Consider the following 24,056-nt stretch of genomic DNA (forward strand, 5'->3'; position numbering starts at 1 on the left):
TGGAACACCCGTCATAATAACTTTTTCCGAGGGAGTCAAGCACCTTCCGCTCCAATCCACTCTGCGTTTTTTATCAATGTACGGATGCAAGAGGATCGAATCTCCCAAACCATCCCTTCTTTACAAACCTGCCACAAAAAAAGAGAATACTAGATGGGCACATCACGCATTTTATGAACCCTCTTGAAATCCATCGCTACGACCTCAACACCATCCATCTTGAAACCAACCCAATAACTGAATCGTAAATAAGGAAAAGCAGCCAGCGAAAGGAGCAGCCACGTGAAAAAGATCATCCGCTTCCTCACCTTCAACGGCGTCTTCTTCATCCCGGCCATCATCCTGAGCGTTATGCTCTGGAACGGATACAACGACTCCATCTCAGAAGGTAAGCTCAAACCGGACGACATCAGCCGGCTCTACACATTTGATGAAGGGAACCGTGTCATCAGCATCACATACGACCATGTGCCAACGACGCAAACGACCGCCAGCATATACGATACGAAAACCGATCAAAAACTCAGATCCTGGACTTCCGGAAGCTACTCATTCGATGAAATGTGGTCAACCATCCAAGGGAATCAGCTCCTACTTGCTTCCAAAAGTCCGACTGAAGACCTTGAAATCCATACCTATTATCCAAACGACGACCGTAAAGAACTGGTCAACAAAAGGCTGACCATCCCTTCCTTCTTGAACTCGAATACATACCAATGGAATGGGCGATTGATCTTCTCCGGCGGAAGTGAAGGGACCGCTCTCATACTCGGGGAACTGGAAGATGGAAGATTCCTTCTTCACAATCTGAATGAGGAAGACCTCCCGGCAAGACCCGCCAGGATTGAACCTGTCATGAATACCTTTAACGGCCAGACCCGCATCCCGATCTTTGAAGTCACGCTTAAAAATGATCAAAAGGCCTTTGTCAGCGCCATATCAGACGACAAAGATCACCTCAGTGTCTACGTTGCCGACGAAGAGGACCAGTTCCCCATCATGGGAGATGCGGTCGAGAAGCAAATGCAGCGCGACATCGGCCGGGAGCAGGAGATGGCCGTGGATGTAGAATGGGAATACCCCAACAGGGCCCGACTGGTGAAGGCTGACGGGGAACTCGGAAAAGTCGTACCGACACCAGAGCCGGTTTATCAAACAAAGGTGTACCAGCTGAACGACGAGGAAGTGCTGATTACAGGATCCACCGAAGAGGACGATGCGAAAGGAAAACTGACCGGGTTCATATACAACCACAACACAGGCAAAGCCGCCTCTGTAGACCCCATTTTCAACTCGTTATCCTTTAAGTACCTTGAAGACAGCGGGCTTTCGTTCCATAAAAACTTGGAGAGTACCTCCCTTTACTATGCATACAACAACCGATCCACAGGTGTATACAATATGGATTCTAAGAAAATGAACGAATGGACGGCGGCAGATATTGTTGCTATGGAAAACGCCGATCCTTCCCATGAAAAATCGTTCAATTCCTTCAAAGGCTATATACTCGAAGGAGGGGCACTCGTGCTGAACTGGGTGATCTGGATTGTCATCCCGCTTCTGCTTCTTGCTGTCGTGTTCATTCTTCCTCCTATTTTCAGGATCATCAGAAGGAAGAAGCTTTCAGAAGGTGAAACAATGACTGCCGAGATCATAGAAATAGAGGAGACGGGCAGCTATCTGAACGAGCAGCCGGTTGTGACAATCCAGCTCAGATTCATACATGAAGGGGAGCGGATCGAGAAGACGGTCAAAACCGTCGTTTCCTATGTTCAGATGCCACGTCCGGGACAGCAGATCCTGATCCACTATCACCAGAAAAAACAAAAGGTGACGCTGCTTAAAGAAGGGGATGAGATCAGGAAGACCCAACCGGAAATGATCAACGGGGCCGTGTTGCAAAAAGTGGAGTCCTACGGGATGGTCGGACGGGGACATGTCGTCCTGCTCACATTTGAAGACAATCGGAAAAGCTATCCCATCCCTGCCGTCCAGGCTCCCGGATTTGCGTTTAAAGAGGGAGAAAAAGCCGATTTGATGCGAATCAACGGTCAACTGAAGATGGTCGCTTACGGTGACGAAATCATGAACCGATCCGGAAAAGACGTCACCGTCACGGGGACCGTCCTCCGTGCCCAGACGTTCCCGATCGCCCTGCATGATCAGACCCCGGTCCTCCTGGATCTGACGATATCCTCCAGTGGAAAATCCGTTCAAAGGACCGTGAGTCAGTTCATCCCGAGTCATATTACGGTCGAACCTGGCACCACCATCCAGATTCAAACCAAACAAGAAGACCTGGATAAAGAGCTTGCCCTCGCAAACGAAAAACAAGGAAGCGCCACGATCACCAGTGTGTCCTTTATCGGCGTGGTAGGAAACCTTCCTCTCGCCACCATTCACGCTGATCGAAACGGCATACAGTATGAAATCAAGCAGACGATCGACCCGATCACGGGTGTCATGCCAGGCGATGAATGCTGGATTGCCTATAACGAAAGGACGCATCAAGCACTCATCATCAAATACGCGTCCATATAAAAAAAAGCGTTCCTCTTCTGGAGGAGCGCTTTTCACCTTTATGCACGTGTTTCAAACTTGCGGAGGACCCTGTCATAGATAAAATTCCCGAACGGGATGAAGGCGACCAACACTCCTGCCACGGACCACTTCAAATGCCAGCGCACTTTGAACGTCACGTAAGCGAGGATCAACAGATAGATCACGAACAAACCACCATGAAGTGAGCCGACAATCGTGACGGCCATGGGGATATCCGCCATATATTTAAGCGGCATGGCGATCAAAAGCAGAATCAAAAGCGACATTCCTTCAACAAAACCGGCCTGACGAAGCCGACCGATACTCGTTGTATGCTGCATACTCAAACCTCCCTGAGCTAAAGCTTGTTTTCCTCCTTCTAATATAAACGAAAGAAGTGAGGTACATGCCTGAATCGGTCAAAGATTCGAAATTTGTTCATGATTAAGGAATGAAATCCCTTGTCCTGATCGAAGCAGAAAAAAATCGGGAACAACCCGCGACTCCTGGTAGAGCGACCAAAACAATCCGCAAGCCTGTCAAATATTCAACATGGGTCCTTTGTAAGAGAGTAGGACAATCCCAAAACGTGTTATAATAGAGGTACACAACATATATGGGGGCAGCGGCTCACCCACTCCTGATTTCATTCGGAAGGGGGTGATACGCTTATGATAGCAATAGGTGATGTGCTTCATCTGATGATTGCGTTTGGTTCGCTTATTGTGGCGATTATCGCGGTTACCGAAAAAAAGAAGTAACCATCGTCCCCATGACCTTGAGGAAAATCAATGATTACTTCACTTTCGATTGACTCTTGTGAGCCGCTGCATTCATGCAGGTTATGTTGTGAAGGAGTCCCGATGGCAGTCGGGGCTCCTTGTTTTATTTTGGTTTCGTACTTCTATTATATACGCTAAGCCTGGATTTAGTAAAGAAATTACACAACATCAGCCGAATGAGACAAGCTTTTTCGCTTCATTTCTTCCCTCTTTTGTCACCGTGCATCCACGAGCCCCTTTATGGATGGTGATCCAGCCCCGCTCCTTGAGCTCTTGAATGATTGATTTCACTTTGGATTCTCCGATCGACATGCCCTTTTGCCTGAGCTGGTCGACCATTTTTCTCCGTCCTATTCCATATGTATGATAAATCGTGAGCAGCACCTGCTCTTCTTCGGAAAGGGCAGATGATGAAAATCCCCGGCCCTCAGCCTCCCTGATCAAATATGGAGGGAGATCAGGAAGCTCAATTCGTTCACCAGGGGGTCTGATATTGATGACGTACTCCACTACATTAGTCAGCTCCCGGATATTTCCCGGCCAGGGGTGCTGAACAAGGAACTGAAGGGCTTCCTCTGTAAACACCTCGTGCAGATGATAATGTTCTTCCTCTGAATAAACATTCAGATAGCTCAGCAATAATGAGGTGATGTCTTCCCTCCTCTGCCTCAAAGGATGTGTCTGCAGGGGAAGGACGTTCAAGCGGTAATAAAGATCCTCCCGAAAACTCCCCTCCGCCACTTTTTCCTCCAGATTGATATTCGTGGCCGCAATGACCCGGACGTCGATCGGTACAAGTTCTGTTCCTCCGACTCTCCTCACGACCCCTTCCTGAAGGACGCGAAGCAGCTTCACTTGGAGGGACAGCGGCGCATCCCCGATCTCGTCCATGAAGATGGTCCCCCCATGGGCTTCCTCGAACAGCCCATGTTTCCCTCCTTTTTTCGCACCAGTGTAGGCCCCTTCTACATAACCGAATAGCTCGCTCTCGAGTATCGACGGGGAAAGGGCAGCGAAATTCACCGGCACAAACGCCTGCCCCGCCCGTCCCGAACCGTTATGGATCGCTTGGGCCAGCAGCTCCTTCCCTGTCCCGCTTTCTCCCTGAATCAGGATGGTGGAGTTGCTTTTGGCCATACGCTTCGCCATGTCGATCATCCGAGTGACCTCAGGATTCTTCGATGACAGTTCGTCGAATACGTGTCGCGGAATGAACCTGTGATGCTGGATCTTAGACCTGAGGGCCGTATCCAGGCGCCTGAAGCTATCATAATTCCGACATTCCACCAAATAGCAGATGACTCCCTCCTGATTTTCAACCCGGTCGACGGAGACAATGAACAAATTGCCGCCGATCTCGACGATTTCTTCCTCCCCCAGCTGATCAAGAGGCGTTTCTTCACCCATCAAGTCCGAAATCTTCTCCCCGTCGAAGATCCACTTCATTTTTTCGTTGGCGTAGGTAATGGTTCCATGCGGATCACAGAACATCAGGGCTTTGGAGTATTTATCAAAGATCGTCGTCAGCAACAGATTGGAGCGGTCCAGCTTACGGTTGAGGGTGGAAAGGTAGCGCGTGAGATGCACAATCTCACTGACGAACTCTGAAGAAGCCAAGGCTCCTGCGTCTTCCAGGATCTCAAGCTGGGCCATGACCTCCGTAATGGTGGTGATATCCACTTGCCGATGACCGATGTTGATGACCTGCTTGACCCCTTCAGGAACAAGATGAGGTTCACCTGGTGTAATGGAGACATCGCAAGGTCGGTATTCCTTGATTCCCGGGTAATACGGATGGAAGTTGAACGAGTGGAATCCCTGGCTCTTCAGTTGTGATATCGATTCGATGCAGCTTTCCTCTGTATCATTCACAAGAAGGATATCGGTCGTCTCCTGAAGGGAAAAGACGGGTTCAATGAACTCATAGCTCATGGTCCTCCTTGCCACGATGAGCTTTTGTCCGGAAGAAAGGTTGTTTGATATCATCCTGCCGACCAGGTCGCTTGTCACCAGGATGAGGGGACAGGACCGGTCTGGCTCCATCCCCTTCTCCAGTGCAAACCCCTTTACCTGTACCCGATCGCCCAGGTAGCGGTTCAACTGTTCCATCATGCTGTTCAATGTATTCTCCCCAAGGGAGACCACCGCTAATTCCTTCATCCATTACACTCCTTCTTTACTCAAACACACCACGCTTCACCACGTCATACCCTTCTACAAATACCTCACCATTTATAAAGACGTCGCGTACGGCCAACGCATCATCAAGGAAGATGAAGTCAGCAGCTCCTCCCTCCACGAGCATCCCCCGCCCATGCTCAAGTCCAAGTCCTTTTGCAGGGTTGGCTGTGAAAGGTTTGATGGCCTCCTCCAATGAGAGTCCTTCTTCAACAACGAGCTCCTGAAGGGCAGTCAGATTCGGTTCGACTCCAGCCACTTTCAGTCCGATCAGCTGACCGTTTTCATCAAAGGTGGGCAGGCTCCCATTCGCATCGGAGCTGACAGTGATCGCATCGATTGAAACGCCTTTATCGAGAAGGTAGGTGACGCCCTGTGCAGGCGAAAGACTCCCAGCTGACGTCTTTGTCTGGATATTCGACGTCAGGTCGATCAGCCCGCCCCGACCTGCAAATTCAACTGACGCATCGAGCAGCTCGCTTGTACGGTTGATATGGGTCGGACTGAACAAGGAGATCGGTAAATCCGTCGACTCCAGTACGTCGTAAATCTGTTGGTACCGTCCTTTTCCCGAACCCATATGAAGGTGGATGAATCCTTTTTTCTTGGACAGCATCGATGCCACCCGGACATAGGAGGCGAGTCGTCTCAGTTCCTCGGTGGTCACGTAGGAAGCGCGGTGGTCTTCGATGGCCAGCTTCAACCCAAGTACTTCACTGAAGAACATGATGTCTTCCCGGATATCACCGGTGATCGAGTTCGGCGGATAGCCGTAGCCCCCCGTCAGCATGAAGGCGTTCATTCCCTCTTCCCGAAGTGACTTCACTTTGGACAGCAGACTTTTCGTGCTCCTACCCACGTCGTTGGTCCCCAACAGCCCCACCACGGATGTGATACCGTTCTTCACAAGGGAACTGAGTCGGACCTCCGGCGTGCTGGATGAAAATCCGCCTTCGCCTCCCCCTCCGGTCAGATGGACATGCCTGTCAACCAATCCTGGGATCATATGCATCCCGTTTGCTTCAATCACAGTATGATCAGTGGAGCCGAGGCTCAGGTCCGTTCCGATCTCGATGATCTTACCGCCCCCGACCAATACATCCCGGACTCCGGCGAATTGTGGTGTATATACGTTTGCTTGTTTAATCAATTTTAACATGAGTGATTTCCTTTCTGTCGTTGAACTTTAGATCGCTGATTTCTTAGGGTCTTCCAATGTCACAGGCTCGGTCTTTGCAATTCCAAACCCCGTATATCCATAGATGATGGCGAACACAAAGCCCATGTAACACATCACTGCCCAAGGAAGATAGTCGAGAACGGGTACGCCGAGCGTACTGGACATGTAGACGCCTGCCAGTGACCACGGGACGATTGGAACAATGACCGTTCCGGAATCCTCCAATGTACGGGATAGGTTCTTGGCATCCAGCCCCCTCTCCGCATAGACTTTACGGAACAGCTCACCAGGAATGAGGATGGACAGATAGGAGCTCCCGGTTGTCACCGCCATCGTGATACACGAGAGGACGGTAGCGAGGATGAGACTGCCAGTGGACTTCGCCTTTTGATTGATTTTCTCGAGAACCACCTCCAATGATCCTGTTTTACTCAGGATTCCGGCGAACGAGAAGGCACAGAAGGCAATCAGCGTCGTGCCCATCATGGAGCTCATGCCCCCTCGATTCAGAAGGTTGGCCACTTCGGGTGAAATCCCTTCCGATCCCGGAAGCATATCGACGTTGAACCCTGATACGGATGAGAGCAGGGCGTTTTCAAGGCTTGCTCCCTGTATGCCCACCCCCAGGATGATGGCGACAATCGAGGATCCAAGCATGACCGGTATGGTGGGGTATTTCATGATCGAGCCAAGCAGGACGATGAGGACGGGAATGACCAAAAGGATATTCCACCCGAACATGGACGTGAGGGCCGACATCATAGCCTCCAGCTTGGCCGGGTCTCCGGCACCTTCTGTCATGGCAGATTTACCGACGAACAGATAGATCACCATACCCACCAATGCAGCCGGGATGGTCGTGTACAGCATATGACGGATATGATCATACAGATTGCTCCCTGCGGCAGCAGGAGCGAGATTCGTCGTATCAGAAAGTGGGGAGATCTTGTCCCCGAAGTATCCACCTGCCACAATGGCCCCTGCTGTAACCGGGAGGGACACTCCCTGCACCATGGCAATCCCGATGACCGCCACTCCGATGGTCCCTACCGATCCCCAGGATGTACCGGTAAAGGTCGAGACCACGGCCGTTACCAGGAAGGCCGTGATGATCAGGTAATCAGGATTGATGAAACGGATACCGTAGTAGATCATCATCGGGATCGTCCCTGAAATCATCCATGTGCCGATCAGGATTCCGACCGTGATCAGAATGAGGATCGCAGGCATGGATTTAGCCACTTTCTCCACAATCCCCTCCTGCATCTCCTCCCACGATAGCCCTAAAGCAAGGCCGATCAAGCCGGCAATGATGGTGGCTGTTATCAACAATGGCTCTGCTTTCAAATGGAATACCCCGTATCCGACACCCAAAAGCACGAGCATAGAGACAATTGGTAGCAGTGCAAGTAACAAACCTGGTTTCTTTGTCATCTTTCATTCCCCCTCTTCTTTATTCTTTTCACAAGCAAGAACCGTGCCAACTTCTCTTTTTACTGATTTATCTGAATCATTAAGAAAAACGAATACAATACACACACTTCAAATGGAGTCGAAACGGGATGAATGGGATGATTGAACACCCATTTATGTTGTACTGCATGATTCTGAACATAAAAAAAACGTTCCGAGCACCCTCAGAACGTTTCCATTTCCTTTATTCATTTACATTAACTCCACGCCAAGGACCTCAATGAGCGAAGGTAAAAACAGGTACAATGATCAGGACCCATCCTGACACCTCATCATCCTATCCATCGTACCCTATAGGTTCAAAAAAGGCCTGGCACATCTCAAATCTCAATTCAATGCCTCTCTCAGCGGTTCCTCCAACGGTCCGGCAAGCGTTCTGGAGAACAAAGTCGAGATATGGTGATAATCGCGGTATACATACACATTCCCGACCACAGGAGGGCAAGATCCATCCTGACAGAAAGAATCTGAAAGATCAGCGAACGTTACATTGGAAGGTTTTTCTTCGAGACTCTCCCATGGGGCTTTAGGGGAAAGGACGTCAGAGCGTTGGGCACTGCATCCCTCTATTCCATTCTTCTCCACACAGGCGACCGGGTCACCTTCCATGGCAGGGTTATCACGTACGGCAAAGATGTCCGTCACCCCCTCAAGCTTTTTCCACTGATCCAGATAGCCCTGAGGGACCGTATCCCCACTGCCGACATTCGCCGTCGTGAACACAAGGTCCGGTGGATCTTTTTTGATCATCTTCACCACCGATCTGTTCCAGTCCATGCAGGAGCTGTTCAATGCCCCGTCAAAATCATCAGCGGAGAATCGGCAGGCATCTTTATTGTAAATGTCGATCTGGAGGTGAAGTTCATCTGCCAGCTCCTCCAGTGCAGGGAACCAATGGCCGGAGTGTGAGCCTCCTACAAGGGCAATCGTATGTTCCGGATTCTTCGTTTCCCCCATGGAACACCTCGTCACCCGGTCATCCTCCATGTTGGAGAAGCAGTCAGCCTGGTCGTAAAAGGCGGGCAAATCTTCTTTCACGACCGTAGGTGACGGAGCGGGGGCTTTCCCTTTTGCAGGAGCGATGCCTTCCGATACCGCCCTCGCTCCCGGATAATCCGCGATGGCATACGTTTCTTCCCCTTTTTGATGAACGTAGTAGCCCCAAGCCGTATTAGAACCCATTACAGTAAAGAGAAAGAGCGCCAGCGTGAAGATGAGTTTCTTCTTCGATGTCCGGACGCTCATCTTGCGGACGGGCTTCTCCATCATCCTGACTGATATCCATGCCAGAAGGCCGGCCGATATCATAATGGCGAGACCCGGAATAAAGGTGATCTTATCGGCACCCGTTTTGGCATAATAAAAAATCAACAGTGGCCAATGCCATAGATAAAAACCGTAGGAAATCGACCCGAACGCCTGAAACGGTTTGGATCCCAGAAGCTTTTCTGCTCCGAAGCGGCTTCCATTCTCTGCTGCGATGATGATCATGATGACACCGCCTGTGGGAAGAAGCGCTGCATATCCCGGGAATACCGTCGATACCGGAAGCAGGATCCCCGTCAAGCAGATGATGGAGAGACCGATCCATCCGAAAACAAATCCCATGGCTTTCGTGAAACGCAGATACGGAAGCAGAAGGGCGAGAATTCCACCAAGGCTGAACTCCCATGCCCTGGCGAACGTATCAAAGTATGCCCAAGGCTGTTCCACGGCCGTCCGGTAGATCGAGTACACCATGGATAGCGTGAACACGACAAGAAGGACCCCGAGAAGCGTTTTCCTTTGCGGCCTATTCCACACCTTCCGGGCAAGCCAAAAGGAAAACAGGATCACAAACGGCCATGTGAGGTAAAACTGTCCCTGAATGGACAGAGCCCAGAAGTGTTGCAACGGGCTTGCCTGATTCGTCTGGCCGAGATAGTCAACGGCACTGGTCGCGAGATACCAGTTCTGAGTATAGGTGCCTGAAGCGACGACCTCTCCAATGATCTGTTTCCACTGACTTTCCGGAACAAACAGGATTGATCCCACCACTACAAACAGAAGCACCGTGAAAGCAAGCGGGAATAATCGCCGCGCCAGACCGAGCCAATACTCTGCAAACTGGATCCTCCCCTCACGTTCCATCTTGGACACAAGTGAGGTGGTGATCAGATATCCAGAGACGATGAAAAATACATCCACCCCTCCGGAGACCGCTCCAATCCAAATGTGATAGACTGCCACTAACAAGGCGGCAACCGTCCGAACCCCCTCTAATTCCGGGCGGAACTTTTTCTCGGGTACTCGTAAATCCATCTTCCCCACTCCCTGAAGTCATGTTGCTTCGATCATAGATCATGTGTGTAAAGAGAAGGTATGGAGAGTGTTAGATCTTTGTAAAGGATCTCTCTCCCCCTACCGGTTTTATCTGCAAAGCATCCTCGCTTTTATTTTGTACTGCTCGTTCCACACCCTCCGTGGTAAACTTTAACAAAGGAGGAGATGGGATGATTAAGATGATCAAGCAGACCGACGAGGATACGTTTTATTGGGAGATCTGGGAGGAGGAAGAAAACCAGGAACTCTTGGAGCACTTCGGTATCGTGGGAGATCAGGGTGAGTCCCGGCGTTTTGCACTACCAACTGGAGAAGATGCGGAGGTATGGATGGAAGAAATCGCAGAGGAAAAAGAATCAGAAGGCTATGAATACCTCGACGAAGAAGAACTGCATGAACTGGTCATTCAATACAGCTATGAAGAAGAGCAGATCGAGGAAGCCCTCGAACGGAGACATGCAGTGGAGGACCTGATGAACGAATGTCTTGGATGGACGGGGAACGGTCACTGTGACGGAGGGGACATCGGGAGCGGAACGACCAATATCTTCACTTATGTGGTCCATGTAGAGCGAGCCGTCAAGTCGATCCTCGATGATCTTCAGGAAAACGACTTGATGGAGGGCGTCAAGCTGGCATACGCCAACCCGGATAACGAAGAGTATGAAGCCCTGTATCCAAAAGGAGCTCAATTCGAGCTCATCTAAAAAACAGAGCCCTATCCCCTGAAGCTTCTTCAGGGGGAGGAACGAAAATCACCAATATGCAGCAACCGTCATCAGGATCGTCACGAGAACTATTCCGAAGGTTGCAGCCATGAAAGGTGTGACAGGAAGGGATATGCCCTTGACATTCCTGTCTGCCGATGCGGAGCTCGATATGTATCGCCGCTGAACGGTTTCCGTATTCAGTACCGGCCTGGCAAGAAACGGAGCTACCACCGCCGGAAGCACCAAAAAGAAACTGGAGATGAACATCGTGTTGAGGAGCTGGAAGTGATACGTGTAGTTAATCGCCACCACTCCACTCAAAAGCAGGAAGAAGATTAGGCCCGACATCAAGGTGAACTGGCCCTTGTACCCCCACCTCCCGTCCAGCTTTTTGTAAAACCAGGATTCAAACTTCACCCATCCCTTCGAGAGCAAGAAGATCAGGACTATGAGAAGTACTACATTCAGCACTCCAATCCACAGCAATTGGAACCCCTCCTTTTTTTACCATTATACCAAATGAACCCAATAAATGGCGTAGGATTTGTCCTCACGCCATCAAAAGATGGATATGAGCTCTTTTGTGTAGGTCTCCCGATTTGGAGAGAAGATGTCCCCTCTGTGAAAGTTGTCCACCAGCCTTCCATCCTTCATGACCATGATGCGATCGCTCATCTCATGAAGAGCGGCCAGGTCATGAGAGATGAAAAGATAGGATAGACCCAGCTCTTCTTTCAAATCAGTCAGAAGATCGAGGATGGAGGCCTGGGATACGACATCGAGGCTTGCTGTCGGCTCATCAAGGACGAGGACATCCGGTTCGATGCTGATGGCTCTTGCGATATTGACCCGTTGCCGCTGTCCCCCGCTCAGTTCATGAGGATAGCGGGCGGCAAGTTCTCCCGGCAGCTCGACTGCATCCAGAAGTTCTTTGACAAGGAGGGATTCAGAAACGGCCGAAAAATGATGGAGTCGGACATGCTTTCCAAGAAATAAGTAGGGATCGAGGAGGGAATCGGCAATTTTCTTCTTCGGATTCAGTGCTGCTGCAGGGTTCTGGAGGACAAGCTGCAGTCTTTTCCTGAAAGGTCTCAGCTTTCGATCAGATAAATGATCGATGCGTTCCCCCATCAAGTGGATCGCCCCCTTGTCCACCCGCTGCATTCCCATGATACAGCGGGCGAGGGTACTCTTTCCGCTTCCACTCTCACCCATGAGGCCGAGACACTCCCCTTTTTCCAGTTCAAACGATACATCATTCAACACCGGACTCCCGTGGAACTGCTTAGTGACCCCTTTCACCAACATTGCATTCATACCGTTTCTCCCCCTTCCACGCCAGAACGAAGGCCGCGTCCCAATACCGGGGCCGATTCAATCAAGCGCTTTGTATAGTGATGGTGTGGATGATCGAGGATCCGATGTTTTCCACCCGTCTCCACGATGACCCCTTCTTTCATGACGGCAATCCGGTCGGCGTATCGCCGGACGGTACGCCAATCATGTGTGATGAAGAGGATGCCGCAGCCTGTCTCCTTTTGCCTCGAGGCGAGGAGCTGCAAGACCCGATGCCCCGTCACGCTGTCGAGTGCAGTCGTGATTTCGTCCGCAATGACCAGGCAGGGTGAAAGGAAGAGGGCGAGGGCAATGGCGATCCTTTGCAGCTGTCCACCACTCAGTTCCGAAGGATATCTGGATACCATGTCTGCAGTCAGCCCCACTGACTCCAGGGCTTCTCCCGTTTTCCACATACACTCTTCGCGTCTCAGGCCGTGAGCTTTACCGTACTCCTTAAAATGTGCCCCTATCGTCAGGAAGGGGGTGAACGAGCCATGATAATCCTGTGAAATATAGGCGATATCCCTGCCGAGCATCGACCTCATTTCACTCTTTGAAAGTGAGCCGAGATCACAGTCACCCAGCATCAGCCTCCCCGACACCTCCATTCCCCGGGGGAGTATTCGCCCGATTGCCTGGGATAACAGGCTCTTCCCGCTTCCGCTCTCTCCGACAAGAGCGAGCCACTCCCCTTGCTTGACCAGGAGGGAGACATCATCCACGATCTTCTTACCTCTACTGGTTATCGAGACCCGTTCCATCGTGAGCATCAGCTCTTCACCTCTCTTTTCACATCGTACAGATCCCTTACATGATCACCCAACAGATTCGTCACAAATACCGTGATGACGATGGCCATGCCAGGGGCGAGCATGAGCTGCGGCATCGATTGGAAATATGGCCTTGCTTCATTGAGCATCGCCCCCCACTCCGGCGCCGGCGGCTGGGCACCCAGTCCGATGTAGGAGAAGGCAGATAGGAGCAGGATGATCTTCCCAAGGTCCAGACTGGCAAGGACCACGACATTCCCTACGAGATGGGGGAGGAGATGCCTCCTCATGATGGCGCCTTGAGTCAGCCCATTGACCTTCGCCATCAGGACATAGTCTTTTCCTGACTCTGTGAGTACCGTACTCCTGACCAACCGGGCGTAATTCACCCATTTCACCAGCATGATCGAAAGGACGAGGTTCACGATGCCTGGACCCATCATCCCCGCCAATACGATGGCCACGATGGTATCAGGAAACGACAGGAAGCCATCAGCTATCCGCATGAAGATCCGGTCGACAAGTCCTCCTTTATATCCCGCATAGATCCCCACCGGAATCCCGATCAACAGGGCCGCTCCAAGGGCGAGCAGGCTGAAGCCCACTGTCGTCACCCCTCCCGACAGGATTCTCGATAATACATCCCGGCCAAGATGATCCGTACCAAGCAGATGATCCATGCTCATCCCCTTCAAGCGTCGAGCCAGATCCGCGTCATCCGGGGCATGGCCCAGGATGAGGAAGGTGTAGACAGACAAGGACCCGAGGACCATGAGGGCAAAAAGAATCAACAGCGCCGGCTTATGCCATCCTTTCATATCAAACCCCTCCCCCTGCACGTCTCCACTCCGGTCTCAGAAGCCGGTAGGAGAGATCGACCGCTGTATTGACGACGAATACAAATAATGCCATGACCATGATATAGCCCTGGATGAGGGGATAGTCCCGCTGCCGAATCGCATCCACTACCATCTTGCCGATCCCCGGATAAGCGAAAAGGACTTCGATCACGACGACGCCTCCGATCAAGCTCCCAAGACTCACACCGAAAACCGTGATCACAGGAGGAAGGCTATACCGCAGGGCATGGGCAAAGAACAGCCGGGTTTCTCCGATTCCCCTCGCCCTCCCGGACCGGATGAATTCCTGGCTGAGGGCGTCCGATAGATTGGATCGGAGGAGCCTGACGTACACGCTCGATATGGCGACACCAAGCGTCAAAGCAGGAAGGATCAACGTGGACAGCCCCTCCCTCCCCATCGTAGGGAACCATTGGAGACGCACTGCAAAAGCATCGATGAAGATCAATCCAAGCCAAAAGCTCGGTACCGCAGCACCGATCACAGAGAGGAATCGACTCAGGGAATCGATCCAGCTCCCTTGGTACAGGGCGGAAAGAGACCCTAAAGGCAAGGCGATGAAGAGCATCACAAAGAGTCCCCCAGCCGTCAGCTCAATCGTGGCGGGGAGCCCTGCTTTGATCATGCTCATCACTGGCTGTCCTGTTACATATGAAGTTCCTGCATCGAGCTGGACAAAACGGAGGAGCCACTGCCCGTATTGCACAAGCAGCGGCTTATCGAAGCCCATTTCCTCACGGAGGGACTCCACCTGTTCCTGACTGACAGACACCTCGTCGACATTGAGGATGGTCAACACGGGGTCTCCCGGCGCCAACCTGACAAAAGCAAAGCTTGCAAACGTGAGGAAGAGAAGGAACAAGCCCGTTTCAGCGAACTTCCTCCCTATGATGCGGATCATGGTTCCTTCACATCCAGTTCATTGGTGATCATATAGTACTCACTCTTGGTCGTCACCCAATTCTTCACACGATCACCGTTGTACGCCACGATGGTGGATGGGTGGAGGATAAAGGAGTTGATCATATGATCATGCACATAATCTGCAGCCGCTTCCGACAGCTCTGCCCGCTTCTCTTGATCCACAGTACGATTCAGTTCATCGATGATGGAGGTAAGCTCAGGCTCTTCTGCTCCGCTGAAGTTCAGCGCCCCTTTGGGATGATACGTCGCATTCAGGTAATACCCTGCATCTCCCCTGGGGGCCGTCAGATTACTGTAAGTGGCCAGATCCCAATCACGATTCCCCCCCATATAGTCTTCCGGCACATCGATCTGACGGATCTTCACCGCGATCCCGATCTTCTTTGCATCAGATTGGAACACCTGGGCAATCAACGGAAGATCTGCACGGGCAGAGTAGGTAAGTAGCGTCAATGTGAGGGGCTTCCCATCCTTCTGCATCACTCCATCTTTGATGGTATAGCCCGCTCTCTTCAAATAAGCCACAGCCTCCTCTTGTCCATCCTCTTCATACGAAGGAGCAAACGGCAGTGAAGGCAGGAATGGTCCGATGGCAGGCTCCCCATGTCCAAGCAGGATCGTATCGACGATTTCCTTACGGTCGATCAGCGCATCAATCCCGCGGCGGACGTTTACATCCTTCATTTCCTCCCGCTGCATATTCATCGTCAGCTGATGAACACGGAAGGTCGAAGTGGAATCCACGATCATCCCCTTTTCCGCTTTGAGGGAATCAAGACTTTCCACTTCAGGACGATAGACGACATCCACCTGACCCGATTTGAGGGCAAGGGTCCGTGCGGAGGCATCTTCATTGAAGGCAAACGTTACAGCATCCAACTTTGCCGCTCCGTCCCAATAGTCCTTATATCTCTCGACTTCAAGCTTGCTTCCTGGGGAAAAAGAAGACAGCTCGAACGGTCCCGTTCCCACAGGACGATTGATGATATCATCCTCTGACACATCGATGATCGCCGTGTTCGGGTTCACAAGCTCCGAGATGAATTCAGGGAATGGCTCCGTCGTTTGGATCTTCAAAATCTGACCAGCCGCTTTCATTTCTTTGATCTTCAGGGCATTCTTCACCGCTATGCTCTCTTTCACCGCTCGCGCCAACGAATCCTTGACGGCATCGGCATCAAGCTCTTTCCCATTATGGAATGTCACACCTTCACGAATATGTATCGTCCAGTTCTGACCGTCCTCCCCTTCAAAACTTTCGGCCAGCCATGGCGTGACCGTGAGCTTCTCTTCATCCAATTTCATCAGTGTTTCCGTAATACCTGCCCTCAAAGGGACATAGCTGGAATCCACATGGGGGTCCAATGAATTCGTGGCAAAATTATAGAGGAAGGATAGATGCTTCCCTTCTGTTTCTTCTCCCTTTGTCGCAGTGGCACCCTGACAGCCCGTCAACATGAGGGCTCCTGCCAGTAAACCAACCAGTATCATAGATTGAAATGTGCGCATAACATCGGTTCTCCTTAATACGTAATGATTTCGATTTAAATATATCGTAACCATTACGATTTATCAACAAGAAAATAAAAAAGACTCCTAGAATAGAAGTCTCTCTCCCTTTAAGCCCCTGCAGCCACAAGCAACCAGAAGCCGAATTTATACACAAACGTCACGATACCAAGAATCAAGCCGGTGTAGCTCATCCCCTTTGATTGATTCTGCCTGATGCCCACCGCACCGAATATAATCGCCAAGATCCACGCAGGCATAAAGAACCAGCCGATGATTGGGATAATACCGATCACAAATCCCACGATTCCCAACACCAGCGACGTCACGGCCATACCGTTATGATGCGGATCCTCCACCACTACTGCTTTTTCCGTCTCCATTCCATCACCCCCAATTCACTTTATGAGGATGACTTTTGGATTATTCGTTGGTTTTTCAGAATGACACAAAGGGACGGTTCCTGTGCGTCATTTTTTGACGCATCGGAACCGTCCCGTGCTTCACTTATTGTTTCTTCTTCCACTCATCGTACTGTTTCTGGATTTCATCGAGTACTTTTTCCATTCCGGCTTCTTTCAGCTTTTTATTGAAAGCTGGGAGATATTCTTCCGGATCAACCGCGCCTTTGAGAAGGGCTGGTGAGAATTCGCTTGTTACGTTGGAGATGGCTGCAATTTCTGTACGTACGGGATTGGAGTCAAAATAGAATCCAAGAGCCGGTGACGGGGTAGAGTTCTTGTTGAACTCCTCGAATTTTTCCCATTTGTCCTTCGGATCATCTTCGTACAGCTTCAGGATCAGCTGGTTTCCGATGGCGAAGCTTGGCATGTTGTAGTTTTCTACACGTGCGGGAAGATCTTTGATTGTACCATCTTCGTTTTCTTCGTAGTGGGTTCCTTTAATCCCTTTATCAAGAAGGTTCCGGAGGTATTCATCGGAGTTCAATAGATTCAGGAACATCATGGAACGTTCAGGATTCTTCGATGTGGCAGAGATGGCCTGCATGGAGCCTGTGACAGAGTTATTGAAGATATAAGGCTCGTGAAGCTCCCTTGTCACAATCTCATAACCGGCAGAGCGGGACCATACGTCTTCAGCATACGGTTGATAGATTTCTTTGCGAACGAACCAGTTCGGCGTTTCAAGCGGCCAGGAATCCGTGCTAGTGGCAGCATCTTTTTGGATATAGCCTTTTTTATAGTACTCATGCATGGTTTTTAATGTTTCCATGGTGATCTCTTCTTCATATTTGTTCACGACTTCATCTGTATCCCCATCTAAGCGGAAAGCAAACGGAAGCTCTTCTTGAAGAATGGAATCGAATGGCAGATAGGCATCGAATGTTGCGATCGGTGTGACATTCTTCTCTTTCTCTTTGATGACTTTTAAAAGAGGCTCGAGATCTGCAATCGAATTCACATTCGAGATATCAAGATTATGCTTTTTAACGAGTTCATTGTTAAAGGAAAGCACCGCCTGCTGACCCACCTCTTTGTTGGCCGGGACCGCATAGAGTTCTCCATCGATCTGAGCCCCTTCCAGGAAGGCCGGGTCGATGAGCTTCTTCATGTCCTTCCCATACTTGTCCATAAGATCGTTCAGGCCAAGGAAGGCGCCTTTTCTTGCATTGAGGGCATAGTTATTCGCCCATGAGCTTGTGAAGGCGATATCATAATTTTCCCCAGAGGTCGTGATGACCTGCATGCGATCATTGTATTCGCCCCAATCGAGCATTTTCATATCGATGGTGGCGTTGATTTTTTCCTTTGTATACTTGTTGACTTCCTTCATGACGTCTTTTGTATCCTTTTGAGGCGTACCAATCATATACCATGTAAGTTTCACTTCTTCATCAGTCGAGTCTCCCGATGATTTTTCACTTCCCCCTCCGCTACATGCAGCAAGGACACCAGTGAGCAGAAGCAAGACGAGCGACAGAATTCCGATTTTCTTCATGTTTCATCCCCCAATTCATAGTTTTGTTTCAAAAACATACAGAGGTGATCAGTCTTTCACACCGCCGATGGTCAATCCTTTAATGAAATATTTCTGGAAGAATGGATAAGACAAGGCGATCGGCAGGGTCGCAATGACGACCATGGCCATCCTTGCAGAATCCTGCGGTATCGACTTCAAAATGGCACTGTTCTGGTTGGAAAGCATGGCATTCTGCTTAATGAAGTCCATGTTATTCTCGATCCGCATCAATAGGGACTGAAGCGGGATCTTGTTGGGATCATCAATGAATAGCAGAGCATTGAACCAGTCATTCCAATACGCGAGCGTACTGAAAAGGGCGATGGTAGCAATACCCGGTATGGATAACGGCAGTACGATCGTGAGGAAGATCCTCATCTCTCCTGCACCATCAATTCTCGCTGATTCGAGAATGGCCTCCGGCACTGAACGAAGGAAGAATGTCCTCATGATGATAATGTAGAATGCATTCACGGCCATCGGAAGGATGAGGGCCCACATCGTATTCTTCAGATCAAGGAACTGAGTCATGACGATGTAGAACGGGACCATCCCCCCGCTGAACAGCATGGTGAAGAAGGCAATGAATGTAAACTGTTTACGGAACTTGAATTGCTTGCGCGAGATAGCGTAGGCATACATGGAGATGACCGTCACGCTGAGGAAGGTTCCCACTACGGTCACAAAGATGGTGACACCATAGGCCTGTAACACTTGGGCCTTCATATCCCATAGATACTTATATGCATCCAGGCTCCACTGCTCCGGAATGAGCTGATAGCCATTCTCCGCAAGGGATTGCTCATTGCTGATGGAGATAATGATGACGTACAGGAACGGGAAGATGCACATGAAAGCAAAGCTACCGAGCAGCACATGCATGAGGACGCTTGTCTTACCTGTGAATCCATAGGGGTTATACGATTTGGGCTTCTTGACGGCCGGCTTCCCCTTAAGTCCGACCTCCGTGGTCTTGGTCGTCGTTTCCACCTGACACACTCCTTTCGTTCAGATTAGAAGAGGGCATTGTCTTCGTCGATCTTCCTGACAATGTAGTTGGTAATCAATATGAGGACGAATCCGACAGTGGCCTGATAAAGACCTGCGGCTGTGCTCATCCCGATATCCCCCATGGTCATGAGTCCACGATAGACATATGTATCAATGACATTCGTAACGGAGTAAAGCGGTCCGGAATCACGTGGAATCTGATAGAACAACCCGAAATCGGCGCTGAAGATGCTTCCGATGTTCAAGATGGTCAGGATGACGATAAGCGGCATGATCATCGGGATCGTCACATGGCGGATTTGCTGCCACTTGTTCGCTCCATCGATCATGGCGGCTTCATAATGCGTCCGGTCAATACCTACAATGGCTGCCAAATACACGATCGAACTGAATCCGACCCCTTTCCACTGGCTGATGAAGGTGATGAAATACGGCCAGTATTTGGGCTCGTTATACCAGGAGACGGGCTCGATGTTGAAGTAACCGAGTACGCTGTTGAACAATCCCCTATCGACGCTCAGGAAGGCGAAGACGAAGTAGCTTACGACCACCCAGGAAAGGAAATGCGGGAAAAGCATGCCCGTCTGGTAGATTTTCGCCAGCTTCTGCTTTGTAATTTCACTAAGAATGATGGCTACTGCTACGGATAGGATAAGGCCGACGACGATGAAAAGAATGTTATAAAGCAGGGTGTTCCGTGTGATGACGAATGCGTCATTCGTGCTGAACAAAAATTTGAAGTTTTCGAATCCGACCCATTCACTCGTAAAGACGCTGGCAAAGAATCCGTCCGGGTGAAACCGGAAGTTTTTGAAGGCGATCACTTGACCGAACATGGGAATGTACTTCATGACGATCAGCCAGATGAGGCCTGGCAGGATCATTAAAAGCCAGATCCGGTTGTCGTATAGATCTTTGAAAAATTGTTTGACTCTGTTCATGTTTCTCCTCCCCTCGGTGCTATACTCTCATTATATGAAAACCCTTTCATTTGAAATAGTTGAGATATCTTAGATTTACTGGTCAAAGTAAATAGTTGTTTTTTTCAGTCAAAGGAATGGTGGATACGGCTTTTGGATTTGGAGGTTTTTTTGTAATGAGTGCATCTGTTAAACCGTTTATCTTCAGCGGTTTTAAAGCTTCCAATCTACTTTCCTGAATCAAAACGCAGGAGATAGCTGAGTGCTTTACAGTGGAAGAATTCTAACCAATCATCATCCCCCGATTCCCCTATAAAAAAATCCCTTTAATAAAAGGGATCAAACTCGCTGCTTTCTCCATTCTGAAGGAGTGGCGTTTTCGTATTTTTTAAACTGCTTATAGAAGTAGGTGGCGTCGGTATAGCCTACACGTTTACCGATTTGGCCAGCTTTCTCATGAGAGTTTAATAGGAGTTTCTTGGCCCGGTCAATGCGAAGTTTATTCAAGTACTTGGTGAAAGAGTCCCCGGCTTCCTTCTGGAAGAGCTGGCCAAGGTAGATAGGATTGATGTGGAAGCGATGGCCCAACGTTTTGAGGGACATATCCTCCGAATAATGTTGATGGATATACGTCAGGACCGTCTGGATGATCGGACTTCTCTTTTCTTCACCTTGACCTTCTCTTTCCATCCATTTCATACACGTGTCAAGAAGCCTCATCGCATCCTCCTCTCCTTCTATATGGAGGATCTCATGGATGATCTGGACATACTGACCGTATTCCAAAGATAAGAGGAAGCGCCCTTTCATCTGGAAGAAGGTATCAAGAAACACACTTTTCAATAGGAAGGGGTCAGAGGAGAGCTGAATGAAGACGTTGCCGAGTTCCTCGCGTACTCGTCCATACTCCTCGTTTGCCAGCCCCTCGAGCATCTCCGGCTTCAAATAGTTCCGGACATCGATTGTCTTGATGGAAGGAGAGAGAATCATATCCTCTGCAAGGTGTTGCTCCTGATCGGGAAGGATCATCTTTAATTCACTCGCACGCTCCAGCTCCTTCATCACTCTTGGGGTTTCACCGATCTCTTCCACTCTTCCGCTTGTCACCAGGATCCCTTTCCTTTCGTCTACAATCGGGGTTATTCGCTCTAACTCAGCTTCAACATGTGCAGGGTCCCATAAGATCATCAAGTCCCCTTGTGGAGTGGTGACGCAGATGGATGGCCCGGTTTCAATCTGTTTCTGAACCTTTACACTGTCACTGTCCTCGACTTTGAGAAGCCCGAGATGAAAGGGGAACGGGAGAGTCAATTCAGGATAGAGCGCCAGCCTTTCCTGAAATTCACGGAGGGGCATCTTCCCCATCATGTACCTCCAGATGGAGTGATCCCGCAGGATGAGAATCGATTCCTCTCCAAGATCCTGCTGATCGAGTTTATCTTTTATATGAAGAAGGGAGGAGACCAGTTCATCCTCATTCACCGGCTTCAATAAATAGTTTTCGATTCCCAGGACGAGCCCCTTTTTAATTAAATCAAACTCCTGGAATCCAGAAAGGACAATGGCTTTCACTTCCTCCTGTTCTTCCTTCAGTGCTTCAATGAGCTCGAGCCCCGTCATTTCCGGCATTTTTATGTCGGTGATCAGAACGTCGAATGCAATCGTCCTGGATAATTCCAGAGCTTCTCTGCCGTTTCTCGCTTTGGCCACCACTTCAAATCCAAGGGACTCCCAATCCAATAGATAGGTCAGTCCATCCAAAATCAATGGTTCGTCGTCTACAATCATCACCCGGATCATTTATTGCACCTCTTTCATGAATGGTAGAGTGATCTGTACGGTCGTCTTTACACCCGCTATGCTTTTTATCTCCACCCCGTATCCTTCTCCATATTTCAGTCGGATCCGGCGATGGACATTCCCCACACCGATGGAGCTGGTGGATCCCACTTCCTCCTTTAACCTTTCCATGATGCTGTGAAGTCGATCCTGCTCAATCCCGGTACCATTATCTTCAATAATGATTCTGGCCGTATCGCCCATTTTATGGATCGAGACACTCAAGTGATTATCCTGCCTATCCCTCCTGAACCCATGAATCAAAAAGTTTTCGATGAAGGGCTGCAAGATGAAAGGTGGTAGATAAAGGGACTTCAGCTCCTCTTCCACATACAGTTCAGTCGTCAGCTGATCAGGGAAGCGGACCTTGAACAGCTCGATGTATTGATGGGCATGATTGATTTCATCCTCTACAGGCACCAGGTCTGCGGACTTCAAGGAGTAGCGGAACAGGTGGGCAAGCTGTACGATCATTTTTGCAGACGTCCTCCCTCCTTCAGATAGCGACTTCATGCGGATCGCTTCCAAGGTATTGTAAAGGAAGTGTGGGTTGATCTGTGCCTGAAGGTTTGCGAGTTCCGCTTCTGTCTGCTTGAGTTTGGAACGATACACTTTATCGATGTAATCATTCAGATCGTCCAATGTCTTATTGATGGTGTGCGAGATGTCAGTGAGATCATCGTCTACATGTGTCGTCTCGATACGTGCATCGATGTTCCCTTCCTGGACTTCCTTCATCTTGTTCATGATTTCATCCAACCGCTTGGAGTACCCCCTGAGTGCAAAGTAAGGAAGGATGATGGCTATGGTCGTAAGCAAGATCAAAAGGAAAAAGATCGTCGTTTTATACGTGAACAGCTGAGCGATCTCTTTCTCAGGTACAATGGCCGTCACCATGTGCCCGCTCACCGGCTCTATGGATGACTGGATATAATACCGGCCATGATCATCCACCTTCTTTTGCACGGCACTGTAGGAAAGACCGTCAATGAGGGATGTGGGGGCTTTTCCATAGCTGTACAGAATATCCCCCTCCTCATTCGTGATGATAAACGCACTTTTCGCAGGCATATCCGTAAGGGTGAGGAGACCGTCAATGGAGTCGTACCCGAAGTACACCATCGCTTTCCCAAGACGGTCCATGGAGACAGGATCATTGATCTGCTCCTCCACGACAAACATATCCTTAGGCTCTGATGGTTCATCGGTAATGGGAGAAGCTCCTTCTTTATAATGATTCCCCTGTTTCCATCGGCTATGGTCGAATAGATACATATATTCTGTCCCCAGACTTTCATTCCGGATCCGCAGGGCGATCGATTCAGGGTCTCTGGAAAAATAGTTCTTCACGAAGATATCAAAGTTGTATGGGACGAATGAATCACTGTTGGAAAACTTATCGAGCCGGTAGCCGATATAGTCTTGATAGTCATGCTGCAGGGCAAATGCCAGATCCTCGATGAGGGGCTGCTCCTGATACAGTTGCTGGATGCCCTGTCTTACGAACTGATGCTTGCCCTGCAGCTCCGATTTGATCTCGTTGATGATCGTTTCCTGGCGGTCAATTTCCCTTTGAACGATAAAATCAGAATAATAGTCTGTCAGAAAGACAAATAAGACGGTCATCGTCAGAAAAATGATGAGGGAGTATGTAAGAAAGACCCGGTAAAACATCCTTTTGCTGATACGTCTAATCGGCTGTAACGCTTTCATTTCATC

Annotated in this window: 21 protein-coding genes; 4 read left to right on the plus strand and 17 right to left on the minus strand. The window is 49.8% G+C overall.

Annotated elements, in window-relative coordinates:
- Both ACNA6I_RS19640 and ACNA6I_RS19645 read left to right on the plus strand, forming a co-directional pair.
- The coding region (locus tag ACNA6I_RS19640) for a hypothetical protein (RefSeq protein ID WP_416314009.1) at positions 1–187 on the plus strand (187 nt) is incomplete at its 5' end.
- 95 nt (positions 188–282) lie between these two features.
- Positions 283–2,541, plus strand: a complete 2,259-nt coding sequence (locus ACNA6I_RS19645; RefSeq protein WP_416314010.1) for a hypothetical protein — start codon at positions 283–285, stop codon at positions 2,539–2,541.
- A 38-nt stretch (positions 2,542–2,579) separates the two neighbouring features.
- Here the strand turns inward: ACNA6I_RS19645 and ACNA6I_RS19650 are convergent, their stop codons facing one another.
- A complete protein-coding gene (locus tag ACNA6I_RS19650; protein ID WP_048006498.1) occupies positions 2,580–2,882 on the minus strand; it encodes a DUF3817 domain-containing protein in 303 nt (100 codons plus the stop codon).
- 360 nt (positions 2,883–3,242) lie between these two features.
- On the opposite strand from ACNA6I_RS19650, the gene ACNA6I_RS19655 reads away from it, so the two are divergent.
- Positions 3,243–3,302: a putative holin-like toxin gene (locus ACNA6I_RS19655; RefSeq protein WP_231578717.1), complete on the plus strand. Its 60-nt coding sequence runs from the start codon at positions 3,243–3,245 to the stop codon at positions 3,300–3,302.
- A 189-nt stretch (positions 3,303–3,491) separates the two neighbouring features.
- On the opposite strand, the gene ACNA6I_RS19660 is transcribed toward ACNA6I_RS19655, so the two are convergent.
- The 4 genes from ACNA6I_RS19660 to ACNA6I_RS19675 all read right to left on the minus strand — a co-directional run bounded on the left by ACNA6I_RS19660 (position 3,492) and on the right by ACNA6I_RS19675 (position 10,455).
- Positions 3,492–5,483, minus strand: a complete 1,992-nt coding sequence (locus ACNA6I_RS19660; protein WP_416314011.1) for a sigma 54-interacting transcriptional regulator — start codon at positions 5,481–5,483, stop codon at positions 3,492–3,494.
- A 16-nt stretch (positions 5,484–5,499) separates the two neighbouring features.
- On the minus strand, positions 5,500–6,660 hold the full coding sequence (gene iadA, locus ACNA6I_RS19665; RefSeq protein ID WP_048006497.1) for a beta-aspartyl-peptidase: 1,161 nt from the start codon (positions 6,658–6,660) through the stop codon (positions 5,500–5,502).
- Between the two features lie 27 nt (positions 6,661–6,687).
- A complete protein-coding gene (gene nhaC, locus ACNA6I_RS19670) occupies positions 6,688–8,115 on the minus strand; it encodes a Na+/H+ antiporter NhaC (protein ID WP_416314012.1) in 1,428 nt (475 codons plus the stop codon).
- Between the two features lie 366 nt (positions 8,116–8,481).
- On the minus strand, positions 8,482–10,455 hold the full coding sequence (locus tag ACNA6I_RS19675; RefSeq protein WP_416314013.1) for an acyltransferase family protein: 1,974 nt from the start codon (positions 10,453–10,455) through the stop codon (positions 8,482–8,484).
- Positions 10,456–10,646: 191 nt separating this feature from the next.
- Between ACNA6I_RS19675 and ACNA6I_RS19680 the strand changes: the two genes are divergently transcribed.
- Positions 10,647–11,183, plus strand: coding sequence for a hypothetical protein (locus ACNA6I_RS19680; protein WP_416314014.1), 537 nt, complete (start codon positions 10,647–10,649; stop codon positions 11,181–11,183).
- Between the two features lie 48 nt (positions 11,184–11,231).
- Here ACNA6I_RS19680 and ACNA6I_RS19685 read toward each other — a convergent pair whose 3' ends face one another.
- The 12 genes from ACNA6I_RS19685 to ACNA6I_RS19740 form a co-directional block, all read right to left on the minus strand.
- Positions 11,232–11,672, minus strand: a complete 441-nt coding sequence (locus tag ACNA6I_RS19685; protein WP_048015888.1) for a hypothetical protein — start codon at positions 11,670–11,672, stop codon at positions 11,232–11,234.
- Between the two features lie 72 nt (positions 11,673–11,744).
- A complete protein-coding gene (locus tag ACNA6I_RS19690; RefSeq protein WP_063190699.1) occupies positions 11,745–12,503 on the minus strand; it encodes an ABC transporter ATP-binding protein in 759 nt (252 codons plus the stop codon).
- Positions 12,500–13,294, minus strand: coding sequence for an ATP-binding cassette domain-containing protein (locus tag ACNA6I_RS19695; protein WP_416314015.1), 795 nt, complete (start codon positions 13,292–13,294; stop codon positions 12,500–12,502). Before ACNA6I_RS19695 ends, ACNA6I_RS19690 begins: the two co-directional genes overlap by 4 nt.
- Complete coding sequence (nikC, locus tag ACNA6I_RS19700) at positions 13,294–14,112, minus strand: nickel transporter permease (RefSeq protein WP_048015891.1); 819 nt, start codon at positions 14,110–14,112, stop codon at positions 13,294–13,296. Before nikC ends, ACNA6I_RS19695 begins: the two co-directional genes overlap by 1 nt.
- 1 nt (position 14,113) lies before the next feature.
- Complete coding sequence (gene nikB, locus ACNA6I_RS19705; protein ID WP_048015892.1) at positions 14,114–15,055, minus strand: nickel ABC transporter permease; 942 nt, start codon at positions 15,053–15,055, stop codon at positions 14,114–14,116.
- Positions 15,052–16,569, minus strand: a complete 1,518-nt coding sequence (nikA, locus tag ACNA6I_RS19710) for a nickel ABC transporter substrate-binding protein (protein ID WP_416314016.1) — start codon at positions 16,567–16,569, stop codon at positions 15,052–15,054. The genes nikB and nikA overlap by 4 nt, the downstream gene beginning before the upstream one ends.
- A 128-nt stretch (positions 16,570–16,697) precedes the next feature.
- A complete protein-coding gene (locus ACNA6I_RS19715) occupies positions 16,698–16,970 on the minus strand; it encodes a hypothetical protein (RefSeq protein WP_053072174.1) in 273 nt (90 codons plus the stop codon).
- A gap of 124 nt (positions 16,971–17,094) precedes the next feature.
- Positions 17,095–18,546, minus strand: coding sequence for an ABC transporter substrate-binding protein (locus tag ACNA6I_RS19720; protein WP_048006492.1), 1,452 nt, complete (start codon positions 18,544–18,546; stop codon positions 17,095–17,097).
- 48 nt (positions 18,547–18,594) lie between these two features.
- Positions 18,595–19,449: a carbohydrate ABC transporter permease gene (locus ACNA6I_RS19725; protein WP_082139787.1), complete on the minus strand. Its 855-nt coding sequence runs from the start codon at positions 19,447–19,449 to the stop codon at positions 18,595–18,597.
- 131 nt (positions 19,450–19,580) lie between these two features.
- On the minus strand, positions 19,581–20,519 hold the full coding sequence (locus tag ACNA6I_RS19730) for an ABC transporter permease (RefSeq protein WP_048006490.1): 939 nt from the start codon (positions 20,517–20,519) through the stop codon (positions 19,581–19,583).
- Between the two features lie 318 nt (positions 20,520–20,837).
- Entirely contained in the window at positions 20,838–22,298 is a 1,461-nt protein-coding gene (locus ACNA6I_RS19735; protein WP_416314017.1) for a response regulator transcription factor, read from the minus strand.
- A complete protein-coding gene (locus ACNA6I_RS19740; RefSeq protein ID WP_048006488.1) occupies positions 22,299–24,050 on the minus strand; it encodes a sensor histidine kinase in 1,752 nt (583 codons plus the stop codon).
- Between the last annotated feature and the right edge of the window lie 6 nt (positions 24,051–24,056).

The organism is Rossellomorea sp. FS2, assembly GCF_047915635.1.
In the GTDB taxonomy this organism is placed as follows: Bacteria; Bacillota; Bacilli; order Bacillales; family Bacillaceae_B; genus Rossellomorea; species Rossellomorea marisflavi_A.

Bases quoted from the DNA above. Each gene is read 5' to 3' on its own strand.
- nikA (WP_416314016.1), bottom strand. From the start codon at position 16,569: ATGATACTGGTTGGTTTACTGGCAGGAGCCCTCATGTTGACGGGCTGT.
- ACNA6I_RS19730 (WP_048006490.1), bottom strand. From the start codon at position 20,519: ATGAACAGAGTCAAACAATTTTTCAAAGATCTATACGACAACCGGATC.
- iadA (WP_048006497.1), bottom strand. From the start codon at position 6,660: ATGTTAAAATTGATTAAACAAGCAAACGTATATACACCACAATTCGCC.
- ACNA6I_RS19650 (WP_048006498.1), bottom strand. From the start codon at position 2,882: ATGCAGCATACAACGAGTATCGGTCGGCTTCGTCAGGCCGGTTTTGTT.
- nhaC (WP_416314012.1), bottom strand. From the start codon at position 8,115: ATGACAAAGAAACCAGGTTTGTTACTTGCACTGCTACCAATTGTCTCT.
- nikC (WP_048015891.1), bottom strand. From the start codon at position 14,112: ATGAAAGGATGGCATAAGCCGGCGCTGTTGATTCTTTTTGCCCTCATG.
- ACNA6I_RS19690 (WP_063190699.1), bottom strand. From the start codon at position 12,503: ATGAATGCAATGTTGGTGAAAGGGGTCACTAAGCAGTTCCACGGGAGT.
- ACNA6I_RS19735 (WP_416314017.1), bottom strand. From the start codon at position 22,298: ATGATCCGGGTGATGATTGTAGACGACGAACCATTGATTTTGGATGGA.
- ACNA6I_RS19675 (WP_416314013.1), bottom strand. From the start codon at position 10,455: ATGGATTTACGAGTACCCGAGAAAAAGTTCCGCCCGGAATTAGAGGGG.
- ACNA6I_RS19660 (WP_416314011.1), bottom strand. From the start codon at position 5,483: ATGAAGGAATTAGCGGTGGTCTCCCTTGGGGAGAATACATTGAACAGC.
- ACNA6I_RS19695 (WP_416314015.1), bottom strand. From the start codon at position 13,294: ATGCTCACGATGGAACGGGTCTCGATAACCAGTAGAGGTAAGAAGATC.
- ACNA6I_RS19725 (WP_082139787.1), bottom strand. From the start codon at position 19,449: ATGCATGTGCTGCTCGGTAGCTTTGCTTTCATGTGCATCTTCCCGTTC.
- ACNA6I_RS19740 (WP_048006488.1), bottom strand. From the start codon at position 24,050: ATGAAAGCGTTACAGCCGATTAGACGTATCAGCAAAAGGATGTTTTAC.
- ACNA6I_RS19680 (WP_416314014.1), top strand. From the start codon at position 10,647: ATGATTAAGATGATCAAGCAGACCGACGAGGATACGTTTTATTGGGAG.
- nikB (WP_048015892.1), bottom strand. From the start codon at position 15,055: ATGATCCGCATCATAGGGAGGAAGTTCGCTGAAACGGGCTTGTTCCTT.
- ACNA6I_RS19715 (WP_053072174.1), bottom strand. From the start codon at position 16,970: ATGGAGACGGAAAAAGCAGTAGTGGTGGAGGATCCGCATCATAACGGT.
- ACNA6I_RS19720 (WP_048006492.1), bottom strand. From the start codon at position 18,546: ATGAAGAAAATCGGAATTCTGTCGCTCGTCTTGCTTCTGCTCACTGGT.